Source organism: Bacillus sp. FSL R9-9834, from assembly GCF_038006905.1.
GTDB classification, from domain to species: Bacteria; Bacillota; Bacilli; order Bacillales; family Bacillaceae_G; genus Bacillus_A; species Bacillus_A pacificus.
Genome location: NZ_JBBOWD010000001.1, coordinates 4,967,589 through 4,984,207, shown reverse-complemented (window position 1 = coordinate 4,984,207; position 16,619 = coordinate 4,967,589). Strand labels below are relative to the sequence as shown.

Sequence of the window (16,619 nt, the reverse complement as noted above, 5' to 3'; positions counted from 1 at the left end):
AGAATGAATAATGGATGTGGAATATTTGTGAAGGTTTTAACAAATTTGTGGCGGAATAGATTATATCGACGATTTTTTCAATATATCGACGTTTCGACAAGGAATATCGACTTATCAACAAATAATGACAAAAAGAGGATGCTCAAAACGAGCATCCTCTTTCTATTTATTAAGCAAATTTGTTTTTGATCCAGTTCTTACCTTCTACAAGGCGAGCTGTCATTACGGCACAAGCGTTATCTGCTGTTACGTTTAACATCGTTGCAGGAGGATCGATGATTGTACTAATCGCTGCGATAATTGGTAATGCTTCTGGTGGGAAGCCATATAAAGAAACGATTAACATTTCACCAATCATACCGCCGCCTGGAATAGCGCCCATTACTGTTCCTACTAATAGAGAAACAACAAGTGCGATTGCTAATGTTTTCGGTCCTTCGAATTCCATGTTGAAAATACCGAATAAGAAAGCAATTTTTAATACGCCGCCTAAAACAGAGCCGTCTTTATGAAGTGTAGATCCAAGAAGGACAACTGTTTCACGAACGTCAGAAGAGATACCCATTTTCTTCGTTGCTTCTAAGTTCGCTGGAATACTTGCGGCACTACTACAAGTTGCAAGAGATGTAACAGTAGGAGAGACCATGTTCTTCCAAAATACTTGTACACCTTGCTTGCGACCTGCAAGGTATGCATAGAACGTAAAGAATACAAAGAAGTAAATAAGAGACGCTGGATAGTATACCATTGCTGCTCGGAAGTAAGTTCCAAGAAGCTGTGGTCCGAATTCACCAACTAATGCTGCGAAGTAAGCAGCAAGTCCGATTGGAGCGTAGTACATAATGAAAGATACGACTTTCATTGAAATTTCTGCACCAGCTTGTAAGAATGTAGCGAATGGTTTTCCTTTTTCACCAACTGCTGAAGTTGCAACTCCCATTAAGATAGAGAAGAAAATAAGAGCTAACATATTTTCACGAGATAGTAACTTCGAGAAGTCAGATACTGTTAGAATACCGACGATTTGATCTGCAACACTAACTGCTTTTTCAGCTTTGTCAGGTTGGGTTAGTTCTAATACAACACCTTGTGCTGGAGGGAATATTTTCACGACAATAATCATAAAAATAGCAGCTAAAATACTTGTAAATAAGAAAGTCCCAGCCATACTAGACATAATTTTACCGAAACGTTTTAATCCATCCATATTAGCAATAGATGACGCGATGCTAAAGAACACTAGAGGTACAACAATCGTAAACATTAAGTTTAAGAAAATGTCACCAAGCGGCTTTAAAGCAACTGCATCGGCACCCATGAAATAACCAATGAAACCACCAATTAGGATAGAAGATAATAAAATAAGTGGAAAGCGATATGCCTTCATAAATATATCCTCCTATCAATTATAAAAAATCATACTGAATTATTATAGCGAGTTAGAGCCCTCTTTACTAGGAGAATACGGATAGATGGAATAGCGTGAAAACCGAGAAATTTTTGTTTTTAAGCTCGGCATACAGCAGGAAATCTAGACATATATATTTGTAACCTAGTTGTGGTAAGGGATGCGCCGTAACTTAGGTTTGGAAAAAGGGGGAGGGAAAAGGGATGAATATTTTACTTTGCTGTGCAGCGGGAATGTCTTCCAGTTTGATTGTTACAAAAATGGAGAAAGCAGCAGAGGCAAAAGGGATAGAGGTAAAGATTTGGGCTGTATCAGGTTCTGAAGTAAATAGCCATATTGATAAAGCCGATGTACTTTTACTTGGACCGCAAGTACGTTATTTATTACCGAAAATGAAAGAATTATGTAAGGAGAAAGGAGTACCTGTTGATGTCATTCAATCCGTCCATTACGGACTTTGTAATGGAGAAGCTATCTTGCAAGCAGCTTTGTCAATGAAACCATGAGGAGAGTGGGATAGATGATACGGTTTTTAGAGAAATATGTAATGCCGATAGCAGGAAAGGTTGCAGAGCAGAGGCATTTGCTAGCAATTCGTGATGGACTTGTATTGACGATGCCGTTCTTAATTATAGGATCAATTTTTCTTATTATTAGTACATTACCAATCCCTGGGTATAGTGAATTCATGGCGAGTTTGTTCGGGAAAAACTGGAACGTAGCATTAGGGTATCCAGTTAGTGCAACTTTTAATATAATGGCTTTAATAGCTGTTTTTGGAATCGCTTACAGGCTTGGGGAATATTATAAAGTGGACGCTTTAGCATCCGGGGCATTGTCGCTTGTGACATTTTTACTTGCAACTCCATTTCAAGTTGCATATATCATGCCGGGTACGAAAGAAAGTATACTGGTAGATGGAGTAATTCCAGCGGCATTAATGGGAAGCCAAGGTTTATTTGTAGCGATGATTATTGCAATTATATCTACTGAAATATACCGATTTCTTGTACAAAAAAAGATGATTATAAAAATGCCTGAGACAGTTCCACCGGCAGTAACGCGTTCATTTGCAGCGCTTATTCCTGGGTTTATTGTTGTGACAGTTGTTTGGATCATTAGATTGATTTTTGAACACACAACTTTCGGAAGCATTCATAATGTTGTAGGGAAGCTACTGCAAGAACCGCTGAGTATACTTGGTGCTAGTCTTTGGGGAGCAGTTATAGCGGTTATTCTCGTTCATGTCCTTTGGGCGTGTGGAATTCATGGAGCTACAATTGTGGGCGGTGTAATGAGCCCGATTTGGTTATCGTTAATGGATCAGAACCGGATTGCTTTTCAAGCGGGCCAAGATGTACCGAACACGATTACTGCACAGTTTTTTGATTTATGGATTTATATGGGCGGTTCTGGTGCAACATTAGCCTTAGTTGTCGGAATGTTATTGTTTGCACGAAGTCAGCAATTAAAAAGTTTAGGACGATTGTCAATTGCACCTGGTATCTTTAACATTAATGAAATGGTAACTTTCGGTATGCCAATTGTCATGAATCCACTTTTACTTATTCCATTTATAGTAGTTCCTGTTGTATTAACAATTGTTTCTTATTTCGCAATGGAATGGGGATTGGTAGCTCGCCCGAGTGGTGCTGCTGTAACATGGACGACACCAATTCTATTTAGTGGATATTTAGGCTCGGGTGGCAAAATTTCAGGTGTGATTTTGCAACTCGTTAACTTTGCACTAGCGTTCGTCATATATTTACCGTTCTTAAAAATATGGGATAAACAAAAAATAGCGGAAGAAAAGGGGGAGTAGAGAACTAAAATGGATACGATAGAAACGAAGGCCTTTCACTTAATCTTGCATGGGGGAAATGCGAGAAGTTGTTCAATGGAAGCAATTGATTGTGCAAAGCGTGGAGAATTTACAGAAGCAGAAGCGAAATTACAAGAAGCGTTAGAAGAATTAAAAGAGGCGCACCGTGTACAAACGGATCTCATACAGAAAGAAGCTGGTGGTGAAAAGACCGAAGTCACCCTTCTGATGGTGCACGCGCAAGATCATTTAATGAATGCAATTACGGTGAAGGAATTAGCGAGTGAATTTGTAGAATTATATAAGAAGATGTCGGTAACTGAATGAACCTTGCGTATGCAAGGTTTTTTATTTCATTTTTTTAGCTTGATGGCCATGGGATATTACTGCCCTTTAAAGTGGCATAAAGTTAACGTACGCCTTATAGAACAAATAGAATACAATTGAACAGCTTAAGATATAAAAGAGACTTCTTTTCCCCCTTAATATCCATTTTAATTTTCTATCCTGTAGCGACAGCTTTATTTTACTTCCTTTTGGCACGTTACATACTACTTCAAACAATTCACGATACTCCTCATTAATCCCTAAAAGTACGTACTCTTTCCCGTTTGTATATTTTATATATAAAAATTCACTGCCGCTTTTACGATCTAATACTGTTTTCATAGAGACAATTTCATCTAACTGATATATTTTCAAATCAACATCGTTATAATATTGATTTACAAAGAACACATACAGTTTTTTATTTGTAACAACGAGGACGTTATTAATACCAAAATTCATAGAAAGAAAACCGATTCCTAATGTTATAGCTGTCCCTGTTTGCCAACCCTTTACACGCGGATTGGACGCAGCCATGCTATATAAAATCTCTTCACCCTGCTGTAAATTACCTTGCACCTGATGATAACAACGCTGCATCAAAATACTTTTTGTTACTACCATTTTTGCACGTCCTATTTTCTTTTCATCTACTTTTGTTTCAACATTATATTCTGCTACATCTTCATCACTATATTGTAAATTATTTAAACCCTGCAACAGTTCCTCTTTGCGCATCAGTTTCCCCTCCTATTATCTTTTTTATTTTTTTTCGTCCTCTTGAAAGCCTGCTATACACAGTATCTGTTGCCAGCCCTAATTCAGAAGCAATCTCTTGCACACTATATTCATCCAGATACCTTTTTATAAAAATTTTTTTATCTTCATTGTTTAGCGACCTAATTAAAAGATAAAAGTTTTCTTCCTCCTCTTCTTTTGTTTGATTTGTGCCCGTTCTCTCTTCATATATATCCTGCTGAAATTCCTGTAATCTATATACTTGATTACTCTTTCTCTTAAAATCTATCGCTTTAAACTTCGCGATAGATATAAGCCAATTTCTAAATTTTCCGCGTTTCTCATCATAACTATCAATGTTGTACCAAATGATTAACAAAATATCATCAACACACTCATCTACTAACACTTTACTATGGGATGTATCTAATACACCGTGAACAACTTTATAAATTAAATCTCCATATTGATCAATTGCTGCATGTAATGCTTTCATATCTTTCTTTCGCAACCCTTCTACTATTTCTACTTCTCGCATTCCTATCACCACTCTTTGCTCCATTCTCTATTCACTTAATATACGAATTATAATGATGGTTTTCTGACATTATGATAAAAAAATCTCATTTTTTCGTTTTGGGTTTATTTTAAAATCTTAGCTTGACGGGCATGGGGAAAAAAACACTAAAAAATTTTTTTAGTGTTTTTTTGTTTTAAATACAACTAGACAACTAAACACTAATCTATTTTCATACAGTTATGTGTTAAAAGCGTGTTGTTTTATAACACACTGTGTGTTTTTTGTTCGACACACTAATTGAAAGCGTTAACACACAAAGAAAATGGTCGAAAAAGTGCTGATTTTAGTGGTTTTAAAAAGTTGGCACGCTAATTGCATTAATAAATAGCGTAAAGAAAAATAAACAAAATATAAATTTTTTATACTACACAAGGGGGATTTTCAAATGAATATTTTATTATGTTGCTCAGCAGGGATGTCTACAAGTTTACTAGTTACAAAAATGGAAGCGGCTGCAAAAGCTCGAGGTTTAGAAGGAAAGATTTGGGCTGTATCTGGGGATGCAGTAAAAACAAATATCGATCAAGCGGATGTATTATTATTAGGACCACAAGTTCGTTACATGCTTTCTTCAATGAAAACGCTTGCTGATGAGAAGAACGTTGGAATCGACGTTATCAATCCAATGCACTACGGCATGATGAATGGAGAAGCAGTTTTAGATCACGCATTAACACTAAAAAAATAATTAGGGGGGAAGCAAAATGCAAAAGTTTATTGCATTTATGGAGAAATATTTAGTCCCAATCGCAGGTAGAATTGGATCGCAGCGCCACTTAGTTGCGATCCGTGATGGATTTATCGCAGTTATGCCTCTTATTTTAGTTGGATCATTTGCAATACTTATTAATAACTTACCAGTGGATGCATTCCAAAAATTTATGAAAGGTGCATTCGGGGAAGTTTGGAAAGATATCGGCGGCGGTATGTGGGCAGGTTCCTTCGCTATACTCGCCCTCATAGTCGCAGTAGGGATAAGTTATAATTTAGCGAAATCTTACGGCGTTGACGCGTTGTCAGCAGCAATCATTACATTCGGTGCATTAATTATTATTTCTCCGACAACGCCAAAAGAAGGCGGTATTGATTTAGCATGGACTGGATCACAAGGTTTATTCGTTTCTATAATTGTAGCTCTTCTTGTAACAGAGGCATTTAGATTCTTTGTTCAAAGAGATATTACAATTAAAATGCCAGATGGTGTTCCACCAGCAGTAATGAAATCATTCGCAGCATTAGTTCCAGCATTCGTTATTTTAATCGTAACAGCAAGTATTCAATTAGCAGTGAAATTAGCAGGAACAAGCATTCATAAAATCGTATTTGAAACAATTCAAGTACCATTACAAGGTTTAGCAGGTACATTACCAAGTGCAATTATTGTAGCATTACTTATTCACGTATTATGGTTCTTCGGATTACATGGTCCTAATATCGTTGGTGGTATTATTGACCCAATTTATTTACCAGCATTAGAAAAGAATATTAAATTATTTAACGATGGTATGTCTGCATATGATGTACCGCACATCTTCACAAAACCATTCTTTGATGTATATGTATATATCGGTGGATCTGGTGCAACGTTAGCATTCTTAGTTGCAGTAATGCTTGTTGCGAAAAGTGCACAGCTTCGCGGTGTAGGCCGTGTATCTATCGGTCCTGGTTTTTTCAATATTAACGAACCAGTTATTTTCGGTACACCAATTGTATTAAATCCAGCATTAATTATCCCATTCGTACTGACACCAGTTGTATTAGTTATTACTTCTTATACAGCAATCTCTTTAGGATGGGTACCAAAAACAGTTGCTTTAGTTCCATGGACAATGCCACCAATCTTTAGTGGTTATCTTGTAGCAGGCGGAAGTATCGCTGGTGCAGCATTACAAGTAGTAAACTTTGCAATTGCAGTATTGATTTACTATCCATTCGTATTAATGTGTGACCGTACGTATGTACAAGCTGCAAAAGCTGAAACAAAAGGAAGCGACAATTCAGTATCACTTTAAAAAATATTATTCTGACGAGTTTCTATAGCTCGTCAGAATAATTACCTTTATATCATGTTCAAAAAGATGATACTCATCTACAAGAACACCAAACTATCATTCATAAATTAATATTTTAATAGAAATGTTCAAACTGAAGGGGTATTTCAATCGGTTGAACGATAATAGAGAGGGCGGTAATTATGATGACTACAGCAGAACAAATTCCATTTCAATTAATTTTAAATAGTGGTAATGCACGAAGCTTTGCGATGGAGGCACTTCAATTTGCCAAACAGGGGAAAATGGCAGAAGCTGATGAAGCGATGGCAAAGGCGAAAGAAGCGATTAATGAAGCGCATCATTTTCAAACGGAGCTCATACAATCAGAAGCAAGAGGAGAAAAAACAGAGATTAGTGTTCTTTTAATTCATGCACAAGATCATTTAATGAATGCGATTACAGTAAAAGAATTAGCAGCAGAGTTTATTGACCTTTATAAAAAGCTTGAAGCGAAAGGGGAATAAAGCATGACTGGAATTAAAATTGCTACAATCGGCGGTGGATCTAGTTATACACCAGAGTTAATTGAAGGATTTATTAAACGTTATGATGAGCTTCCTGTTCGTGAAATTTGGTTAGTAGATATTGAGGCAGGAAAAGAAAAGTTAGAAATCGTTGGTAACTTAGCGAAACGTATGGTGAAAAAATCTGGTTTACCAATTGAGGTACATTTAACGCTTGATCGTCGCGAAGCATTAAAGGATGCTGACTTCGTAACGACGCAGCTTCGCGTAGGTTTATTAGAAGCTCGCGCAAAAGATGAAGCAATCCCGTTAAAATATGATGTAATCGGTCAGGAAACGAATGGTCCTGGTGGGTTATTCAAAGCATTGAGAACGATTCCTGTTATTTTAGATATTTGTAAGGACATGGAGGAGCTTTGTCCGAATGCATGGTTAATTAACTTTGCAAACCCAGCTGGTATGGTAACAGAAGCTGTTCTTCGTTATACAAATATTCAAAGAGTAGTTGGTCTATGTAACGTTCCAATCGGAATCCGCATGGGTCTTGCAAAATTGCTTGAAGTAGATGCAAGTCGTGTTCACGTTGATTTTGCAGGTTTAAATCACATGGTATATGGATTAGACGTATACTTAGATGGCGTAAGTGTAATGGATCGTGTGTTAGAGCTTGTAACAGATCCAGAAAAGCAAATTACGATGGAAAATATTGCTGCGCTTAACTGGGAACCTGACTTTATTCGTGGCCTTCGTGCAATTCCATGTCCATACCATCGTTACTACTACAAAACACGTGAAATGCTAGAAGAAGAGAAAGAAGCTTCGGTTGAAAAAGGTACACGTGCAGAAGTAGTAAAACAATTAGAAGATGATTTATTCGAGTTATATAAAGACCCGAATTTAGATATTAAACCACCACAATTAGAAAAACGTGGAGGCGCTTATTATAGTGACGCAGCATGTAGCTTAATTACGTCTATTTATAATAATAAAGGTGATATCCAGCCTGTTAATACACGAAACAACGGAACAATTGCAAGCTTGCCACATGATTCGGCTGTTGAAGTGAACTGTATTATTACGAAAGAAGGTCCAAAACCAATTGCAGTTGGAGATCTTCCAGTACCAGTTCGCGGTTTAGTACAACAAATTAAATCATTCGAGCGCACAACAATTGAAGCTGCTGTTACAGGGGATTATCATAAAGCGCTGCTTGCTATGACAATTAATCCACTTGTACCATCAGATAAAGTGGCAAAACAAATTTTAGATGAAATGTTGGAAGCACATAAAGAACATCTTCCGCAGTTCTTCAAAAAGGTAGAGAAATAAAGCGGCGCTATTTAGCCCGCTTTTTTTTATTCTATCCCACTTTAATGGGCAGTAAGACCCCTACCTCAAAATTCAGCGAAAGCAAAGAAATTAGGTGGGGGATCAACTGCCCATAAAAGTCCGATTGGTTCAACTAATAATCAGTGGGGGGTGAAGAAAACCCCCCACTGATTAAAGTTTCACTTTATTAGGAGGTATTACGATGATTAAGTTAATTGTAAACGCAGATGATTTTGGTCTTACAGAAGGTACAAATTACGGTATTATTGATGGGCATATAAATGGACTTGTAAATTCAACGACGATGATGATGAATATGCCAGGAACAGAGCATGCGATACGTTTAGCGAAAGAACATAACACATTAGGAGTAGGCGTACATCTCGTATTAACGGCGGGGAAACCGCTTCTTGGAGATGTACCATCACTTGTAAGTAGCGATGGATTGTTTCATAAACAAAGCGTCGTATGGGAAGGGAAGATAAATCCAGAGGAAGTCGAGCGAGAATGGACTGCTCAAATTGAGAAATTCTTATCTTACGGATTAACGCCAACACATTTAGATAGTCATCATCACGTGCATGGATTACCGATTTTACACGATGTTCTTGAGAGATTAGCGGCTACATATAATGTTCCAATTCGTCGTTGTGAGGAAGAGCGAGCAGTACGCCCGTTTTCTGACGTATTTTACAGTGACTTTTATGCGGATGGTGTGACGGAAGATTACTTTGTGAAGTTAAAAGAAAGAGTACAAGGTGAACAAACGGTGGAAATTATGGTTCATCCAGCGTATATTGATCCAGAGCTTGTGAAGCGTTCTTCTTACGTAATGGATCGCGTGAAAGAATTGCGTATTTTAACAGAGAGCGAGTTGCCTGAAGGAATAGAGCTTGTGAAGTTTTAATAGAAAAACGACGGCTATATCATGCCGTCGTTTTTTATATTTATAAAATGGATAGAATATATCCGCCAAAGGCTCCGAGTATAACGATAACCCAAGGTGGTGTTTTCCAAAAAGCAAGCAAGCAAAAGAGAAGAGACGCAAAAACAAAATCTACAGCGTTCATAATTGTGCTTGTCCAAATAGGATCATAAAAAGCAGCAATTAAAATACCAACAACAGCGGCATTGACTCCAAGTAGTGCGCCTTGTATGAAAGATATTTTTCTCACACTGTTCCAAAATGGTAAAACACCAATAACGAGTAAGAAAGCAGGAAGAAAGATCGCAATTGTTGCGAGTATTGCTCCAAGCGTCCCGTTTAACACTGCTCCTATATAAGAGGCGAATGTAAATAGTGGTCCTGGCATTGCTTGTGTTAATCCGTATCCAGCTAGAAATTGTTCTTTCGTCATCATTCCGTTTTGTACGAACTCACCTTCAAGAAGGGGCAGCACGACGTGTCCGCCTCCAAATACAAGTGCACCAGAGCGATAGAAACTATCAAATAAAGCGATGTAATAAGAGAACGGTCTTAATATTGGTAGCAGTAGTAATAGTCCGAAGAATAAGACGAGACAAGAAACTGCTATCTTTTTTGAAATAGGTACTTTTATATGTTGAGATTGGCTAATTGGTTGGTTGCGATATAAAAGCCAGCCGATACAGCCACATATGATAATGAGAGTGACTTGTGTCCAGCTACTTGGCCATAATAGGGCGATTGAGGCAGTTGCAATTGCAATCGTCGCACGATTTCGGTCTGGCGTTAATTTTTGCGCCATTCCCCATATGGCATGAGCGACAATAGCGACTGCTACAAGTTTTAGTCCATGAATCCAGCCAGTACTTCCAAGATCGAACTGATTAAGGAATGAGGCGAAGAAAACTAAAACAAGCATAGACGGTAAAGTGAATCCAATCCATGAAATAATAGCTCCGAATACTCCGCCTCTTAATAATCCAACGCCCATACCGACTTGGCTGCTAGCAGGACCAGGGAGGAATTGACATAGTGCTACTAAATCTCCATAGCTTCGTTCATCCATCCATTTTCTTTTTTGTACATATTCGTGGTGGAAATAGCCGAGATGGGCGACGGGGCCACCAAATGAAGTAAGTCCTAATTTAAATGCAACGAGAAAAATCTCTAATAATTTGTGAATAGTATATTTGTTATTTTCCAAAATAACCTCCTAGAATGTTTTTCTATGTGCATTATACAAGAGGTAGTAAAGCAAAAGGAACGATTCTAATGTAAAGATTGTGTGAATCTTTTCTTCGTAATTAAAGTTTGAAAAAGTCATAAATGATTATGTATAAACCATAAAGTAGTAGAAGTAGTGCTGGGAAATTTATATAAGGAGAATGCCCGTATGACAACACATTTCTTTGCGAGGTTAACAGGTAAGAGGGAAATACCTCCTGTAAATACAGAAGCTTATGGCGTAGCAGAGTTTATATTTAGTGAGGATTTAAAGAAGTTGCAATATCGGGTCATATTGAAAAACATCGAAAAAGTTACATCATGCCAAATTCATTTAGGGAAAACAGATCAAATTGGTCCAATTGTTTTAAGTTTATTTGGTCCATTAAAGCAAGGTATTAGTGTTAATGAAGGAGTCGTCACTGGTGTAGTTAATGTGGGGGATTTTGAAGGGCCTTTACAAGGGCGAGCGTTTGATAGCTTATTGCAAGAAATCATTCAGGCGAATGTATATGTAAATGTTTATACGAAGTCTAATAAGAAAGGCGAAATCAGGGGGAGAATTAGGAAAGTAAAGAAGTAGAAAAAAGGCTGTTCATATTGAACAGCCTTTTCTGTTATAAGGTGCGAATTTTAGCGATTATTGACGGTAAATCGATATATTAGAAAAATCGCTGATAAAACTCGAGTTGCGCTGATATATTTTGAAAATCGCCGATAAAACCTGAGTTGCGCTGATATATTTTGAAAATCGCTGATAAAACTCGAGTTGCGCTGATATATCTTGAAAATCGCCGATAAAATCCGAGTTACGGTCGATATACTACAAAACAGCCTCGATTAATTTTTTACAGGCTGATTTTTAATGAAGAAGTCCATAACATAAAACACCTCGTCATCAGGTATTTGTATTTCAAATGTATTTTCAATTGGCTGCAATGCTTTTTTTACTTTCATATACATCCAGTATTCATCTTGTCTTCGTTTCTCTTTATCTGGATGAGGGAGAAGGCTTTCTCCTTTTTGAAGACGGTCAACCATACAGCTCATATGAAGAATAACACCCATTAAACTGTCAGGAGTTAGCTGTAAGGAAATTAATTCTTGAATTGTATTTAATGCGTAACGGATCGTTTTAATAAGTAGTGCTCCGTCGTTACGCTGCATTTGTTGTTCAAGAATATCAGCCATTTTTGCATATGTTTCTTCATACGTAATTAATTCTTGAATTGGCTGAATCGCTGTGTAGTTTACAATGTCTTGGAAATGATAAGTTAAGCATGGCACCTGCACATCGAAATTTGTGACGATACAAATGATATTCCGCTCTTTTTTTATGTTCTCAATCATTTTCGTTAAATCTTTTTCATGGACGATACTAATTGGAATGATTTCAATTAAGGCTTTGTCAAATCGCAAATAGTTCTCCAACATTTTTTGAATAGCTAAAGCACTGCCTTCCCCAGTTAAACAAGCTGTTAAAATAACAGATTTCATTGGTGATAGTGGCTTTTTCTTTTCTTCTTGTACGTTTAAGTAAAACGGTGTTAAGTTCTTTACTGTTTCATATAATGCATCTAACGAGTAGCCAAGCTGAGCTTTTCGAGCAGCTTCTAGTGCATGTGGAGTGCTCGTCATGGAAAGAACACGTACCGGAATTTTGAACTCAGTTTCTAATATATCACCAATATAAGCGAGAGATCCCATATCAACGAGTAAGAGAAGCCCGTTTACATTTTGGAGTGTTTTCATATACACTTTCACACGCTCTAAGAAATCTTTCGGCGATTCATGTAACGGCATATCGATACCGGTTACTTCCTCAATGCCGAGCAGCTCGTTTGCGACGTTTGCCATTTCTGTTGCTATGCCGTTGCCGTGCGCTAATATTAATACTTTTACTTCTGTTTGTGAGGCAGGAATTGGATCAACAACGAAGAACATTGTTAAAAAGCCTGCTTCATCGATAGGCATTGTTATTTGTAATTCGTCTTCCAGTAGTTGAATGCATTGCATAGCTACGGAAAAAGCTTCTTTATATTTCGTACGAATTTGATTTAATTGTGGGTGATGAATTTGTTTTCCAGCTTGTAAACGTTGTAGAGTTGTCTGTACATGTAAACTTAAAGCGAGAAATACTTTTTCATCGAATGTCTTGGATAAATGTTTTTCAGCAAGTTCAGCAATTTTTTCACAAACGGAAACGATATTACGATCTACAATTTTAAAAACATTTTCATGACTTGTTTTTTTTGACATTTGGTTAAAATATTGTACGAAAAAGCTTTGAATATCATTTTCTATTAGTAATTCTAATTCTTCCTCTTCAATACCACGAGCTTGAAGCTCTTCATATTTATAGTCAATATAATCGTAAATAGAAGACTGTTTTTCGTTTTCTGCTTTATGATTACTCCAACCTTCATCACCTGTAAATATAAATGTTTCATTCGGTATTTGGTATAAATGACGGCTTTTTCTTTCAATGAAGAGCCCTTCCTTCATATACCAAGGTAAGTCTGTACTTGAAACATAGACAGAATCACGTTTCTTTGTCACGAAGTCAGAATAGGCTTTCGCACAGGCAATTTGTACATCTGTTTTTAATTGGCCGATGTTATTGGGACAATTGTAAAAGACGAAAGCACGCATTGCATTCGGACTAACGTGAATTTCTTTTCGCAAGCGAATTGCTTCATTTGTGAAAAATAGTTGCAGTAAAGCAAAACGTTCTTTATGTGTACGCTCACGAAGTGGTGGCAGCGTGACAGTCATTGGTATACGTCTTGTAAATGTTTTTAATAAAAATGAATTTGGCTCTTCTGTTGTAGCAGTAATGATCAATACTTGTGCTTTACGTTCGTTTTCTGTTTCTCCAAGGCGGCGATATACTCCGCGGTCAATAAAGGTGAAAAGCATTTCTTGTCCCTCTGGAGGAAGGCGATGTACTTCATCTAAGAAAAGAATCCCTTCATGTGCTTTTTCAATTAACCCTTTCTGATCACTTGCCCCTGTATACGCTCCTTTTTTAATCCCAAATAATTGCCCGAGTAGTAGCTGTGGGTTATTTGCATAATCAGCACAGTTAAAGACGATAAATGGTGCATTTTTAGGAAGCTGTTCAACTTCAATTGCATATTCGTGCATTAAAGAAGCAAACATGGATTTTCCGACACCTGTTTCTCCGAGCAGTAAAGTATGCATACCGTTTGGAGGATAGAGAATAGAAGCTTTCGCTTTTTCGATTGCGATTTTAAGGCTCGTATTTTCAACTGCAAATGTATCTAATGAAGTTACTTCTTTTGAATGCGTTTCCAACGAAGTGTTCGTTTCTATATAAAAACGAACAGGACGCGTATTTGTTTTTAATAAACGTTTATCTTTTACGAGTTTGTTTAAGTCGCTACTTACATTGGCTCGATCTAGCTGCAACAGGGTAGCGAGTTCTGATGCAGTTACACCTTCTGTATAATTGCCTTTTTGTATTGCGTTAAAAATGAGATCTATTCGTTTCATTTCTATTCACCTCGAAACTTCATCACTATTTAAAATTTTACACAAAAATGGGAAGGGTGGGAAGAGAAAAATAAAACAGCTTTAGCACATAGGCACTAAAGCTGTTACAATCTTGTGTCTTTCCAAAAGTTTACTTCGAGATGAGAAGATGGATTATAGGGAAGAAGCTTGTATCCTTGTGACTGTAAGTAATCAATTACTTGTGGCAGTATTTGTACGGTTACACTCGAATCGTGCATTAAAATTACTTCGACTTGTTCATCGCTCTGATTACGTACCCTTTCTAGTATGGCAGAGGGATTGTCATAGCTTTTCCAGTCGTATGTATCGATTGTCCAATCCCACATTTTATACTGGGCTGATACAAGTGCATCACGGTAATTCTTTTTTAAGTAAGGCATGCTACCATATGGGACACGAACGAGATGCGTATTTAAATTTGTAACTTGCTGAACGATGCTTTGTGCTTGTTCCATCTCTGTAATTAAAGCAGATGGATCACCAGTGTAAAGGCGCTTTACATCATGGGACATACTGTGAAGTCCGATATAATGTCCCTCTTTAATTAATCGTTGCATTGTCTTTTTATAATGTGGTACTTTTCCACCAATAACAAAGAAAGTTGCTTTTCCGTTCTTTTCTTTTAAGATGTTTAAAATTTGCGTAGTATATTTGTTTGGTCCGTCATCAAATGTTAAGTACGCGATTTTTTTTGTAGAAGAGGAAGTTTTGGCATTTGGATGATGTTCAGCAGGGGGAATTGTAGTTGCTCCTGCATGAGATGACGCGTACATAGTAATCGTTAAAAATAAAATAATGTATTGAAATACTCGCTTGATCATAACATTCACCCTCAGTTTGACAATCAAGATGTAAAAAAGAAAATATAATCCTTTTCTTATTATGTATATCTTTCTCCAATAGTGGAACTCTCAAACAAGCTATATTTTGGAAATATAAAATAACGAATAAAAAATAGCATCCTCTTATAAGAAAGAGGATGCTATTTGAATATTTCATAATAGTAAAGGCTATACTACAATTAGTCTTCGCGTTTTTTCACTTTTTTATAAAAGGAAATAAGTGGTTTGTAACGTTCATGTACAAGTCCAATTACTTCAGCAATAATCTCTGTAAAGAAGATTAAAACGAAAAGAAGAATAATGGATAACCATAATGTCGCACTAGAGAAAATGATTGCATTTACACTAAAGAAAATACCGAATGCGTATATAATTAGTACCGTTTTACGATGAGAGAAGCCCATTGCAAGTAAACGGTGATGTAAATGCGACTTATCTGGTGCTGAAATAGGTTTTTTATTTACGATACGACGGATAATTGCAAATGTCGTATCAAATACAGGCACGCCTAAAATGATAACTGGAACGATAAAGCTGAATAGCGTTACACTTTTGTATAATCCAAGTAACGATATAACAGAAATACAGTATCCTAAAAATAGTGCTCCTGTATCTCCCATGAAAATTTTTGCTGGATGGAAGTTGTAGAATAAAAATCCAATTGTACTTGCTAATGTAATTAATGCTAGTGGTAAGATAATAGCAGCTCCAGTACCCCATGGGCTAGTGAAGGCCATATATGCTAGCGTTGCCAGTACGATAGATGAAATACCAGCGGATAATCCATCTAAGCCGTCAATTAAGTTGATGGCATTTGTAATACCTACAATCCAAAATACTGTAATTGGGTAAGCAAGCCATCCAAGTTCAGTATCCCCGAGGATTGGAATATATAATACTTGCACTAATAATCCACTTTTTACAATCATAATGGCAACTAATAGTTGTCCACCGAATTTTACCTTCGCAGATAACTCGTACATATCATCTAAAATACCGATGATTACAATGATAATCGCACCTAGCGTTATCGATAACATTCTTTGTTCGTATAAGCCACCGACAACAAATCCAACAGCCACACCAATAAATATTGCTAACCCGCCAAGACGAGGCATAATCTTTTGGTGCACTTTACGCGCGTTTGGCTTATCTGTTGCTCCTATTTTAAAAGCTAACTTAATAACTAAAGGAGTAACGACGAGTACAGTGATGAAAGATGCCAAAATGGCATAAATCACTTGTGAGTCCATTAATACCCCACCCTTTTATAGTCTAACGTAATTTTTTTTAATATATTTATCTGAAAATTATGATGTTTATTTACAGGCTCATAACATATGGTATCACAAAAAGATTAGAATTCAAT

At 36.9% G+C, this 16,619-nt stretch carries 16 protein-coding genes; 9 read left to right on the top strand and 7 right to left on the bottom strand.

Features of this window, described 5'->3' with window-relative positions; all coding sequences use genetic code 11:
* Positions 1–169: 169 nt before the first annotated feature.
* Entirely contained in the window at positions 170–1,387 is a 1,218-nt protein-coding gene (locus MKY00_RS26215) for a dicarboxylate/amino acid:cation symporter (RefSeq protein WP_016718941.1), read from the bottom strand.
* A 224-nt stretch (positions 1,388–1,611) separates the two neighbouring features.
* On the opposite strand from MKY00_RS26215, the gene MKY00_RS26210 reads away from it, so the two are divergent.
* The 3 genes from MKY00_RS26210 to MKY00_RS26200 are packed head-to-tail and all read left to right on the top strand — an operon-like array spanning position 1,612 to position 3,557.
* Positions 1,612–1,914, top strand: coding sequence for a PTS sugar transporter subunit IIB (locus tag MKY00_RS26210; RefSeq protein ID WP_001023538.1), 303 nt, complete (start codon positions 1,612–1,614; stop codon positions 1,912–1,914).
* Positions 1,915–1,928: 14 nt separating this feature from the next.
* Positions 1,929–3,230, top strand: a complete 1,302-nt coding sequence (gene celB / locus MKY00_RS26205; protein WP_016718940.1) for a PTS cellobiose transporter subunit IIC — start codon at positions 1,929–1,931, stop codon at positions 3,228–3,230.
* A 9-nt stretch (positions 3,231–3,239) separates the two neighbouring features.
* The gene (locus MKY00_RS26200; RefSeq protein ID WP_000379635.1) at positions 3,240–3,557 is read left to right on the top strand and encodes a PTS lactose/cellobiose transporter subunit IIA; all 318 of its coding nucleotides are present in this window, start codon (positions 3,240–3,242) and stop codon (positions 3,555–3,557) included.
* Between the two features lie 66 nt (positions 3,558–3,623).
* On the opposite strand, the gene MKY00_RS26195 is transcribed toward MKY00_RS26200, so the two are convergent.
* Both MKY00_RS26195 and MKY00_RS26190 read right to left on the bottom strand, forming a co-directional pair.
* Positions 3,624–4,295 carry a hypothetical protein gene (locus tag MKY00_RS26195; protein WP_016718939.1) on the bottom strand — a complete coding sequence of 224 codons (672 nt, stop codon included), beginning with the start codon at positions 4,293–4,295 and terminating at the stop codon, positions 3,624–3,626.
* Positions 4,261–4,833 (bottom strand): sigma-70 family RNA polymerase sigma factor, encoded by a 573-nt coding sequence (locus MKY00_RS26190; RefSeq protein ID WP_011040847.1) that lies wholly within the window; start codon positions 4,831–4,833, stop codon positions 4,261–4,263. Before MKY00_RS26190 ends, MKY00_RS26195 begins: the two co-directional genes overlap by 35 nt.
* Positions 4,834–5,260: 427 nt before the next feature.
* Between MKY00_RS26190 and MKY00_RS26185 the strand changes: the two genes are divergently transcribed.
* From MKY00_RS26185 to chbG, 5 genes are all read left to right on the top strand, one after another.
* The gene (locus MKY00_RS26185; protein WP_001023567.1) at positions 5,261–5,563 is read left to right on the top strand and encodes a PTS sugar transporter subunit IIB; all 303 of its coding nucleotides are present in this window, start codon (positions 5,261–5,263) and stop codon (positions 5,561–5,563) included.
* Between the two features lie 16 nt (positions 5,564–5,579).
* On the top strand, positions 5,580–6,887 hold the full coding sequence (gene celB / locus MKY00_RS26180) for a PTS cellobiose transporter subunit IIC (RefSeq protein ID WP_016718938.1): 1,308 nt from the start codon (positions 5,580–5,582) through the stop codon (positions 6,885–6,887).
* A gap of 182 nt (positions 6,888–7,069) precedes the next feature.
* Positions 7,070–7,393: a PTS lactose/cellobiose transporter subunit IIA gene (locus MKY00_RS26175; protein WP_000989047.1), complete on the top strand. Its 324-nt coding sequence runs from the start codon at positions 7,070–7,072 to the stop codon at positions 7,391–7,393.
* A 3-nt stretch (positions 7,394–7,396) separates the two neighbouring features.
* Entirely contained in the window at positions 7,397–8,722 is a 1,326-nt protein-coding gene (gene celF / locus MKY00_RS26170; RefSeq protein WP_000145748.1) for a 6-phospho-beta-glucosidase, read from the top strand.
* Positions 8,723–8,924: 202 nt separating this feature from the next.
* Positions 8,925–9,629 carry a chitin disaccharide deacetylase gene (gene chbG / locus MKY00_RS26165; RefSeq protein WP_000593452.1) on the top strand — a complete coding sequence of 235 codons (705 nt, stop codon included), beginning with the start codon at positions 8,925–8,927 and terminating at the stop codon, positions 9,627–9,629.
* Between the two features lie 40 nt (positions 9,630–9,669).
* Here chbG and MKY00_RS26160 read toward each other — a convergent pair whose 3' ends face one another.
* Positions 9,670–10,851 (bottom strand): chromate transporter, encoded by a 1,182-nt coding sequence (locus tag MKY00_RS26160; protein WP_016718937.1) that lies wholly within the window; start codon positions 10,849–10,851, stop codon positions 9,670–9,672.
* 189 nt (positions 10,852–11,040) lie between these two features.
* Here MKY00_RS26160 and exsM point away from each other — a divergent pair, with 189 nt between their 5' ends.
* Positions 11,041–11,454 carry an exosporium regulatory protein ExsM gene (gene exsM / locus MKY00_RS26155; protein WP_000207032.1) on the top strand — a complete coding sequence of 138 codons (414 nt, stop codon included), beginning with the start codon at positions 11,041–11,043 and terminating at the stop codon, positions 11,452–11,454.
* A 257-nt stretch (positions 11,455–11,711) separates the two neighbouring features.
* On the opposite strand, the gene MKY00_RS26150 is transcribed toward exsM, so the two are convergent.
* The 3 genes from MKY00_RS26150 to MKY00_RS26140 all read right to left on the bottom strand — a co-directional run bounded on the left by MKY00_RS26150 (position 11,712) and on the right by MKY00_RS26140 (position 16,503).
* Positions 11,712–14,387 carry a PRD domain-containing protein gene (locus MKY00_RS26150; protein WP_016718936.1) on the bottom strand — a complete coding sequence of 892 codons (2,676 nt, stop codon included), beginning with the start codon at positions 14,385–14,387 and terminating at the stop codon, positions 11,712–11,714.
* A gap of 104 nt (positions 14,388–14,491) precedes the next feature.
* Positions 14,492–15,229, bottom strand: a complete 738-nt coding sequence (locus MKY00_RS26145; protein WP_016718935.1) for a polysaccharide deacetylase family protein — start codon at positions 15,227–15,229, stop codon at positions 14,492–14,494.
* Between the two features lie 200 nt (positions 15,230–15,429).
* Positions 15,430–16,503, bottom strand: a complete 1,074-nt coding sequence (locus tag MKY00_RS26140; RefSeq protein ID WP_016718934.1) for a glycosyltransferase family 4 protein — start codon at positions 16,501–16,503, stop codon at positions 15,430–15,432.
* Between the last annotated feature and the right edge of the window lie 116 nt (positions 16,504–16,619).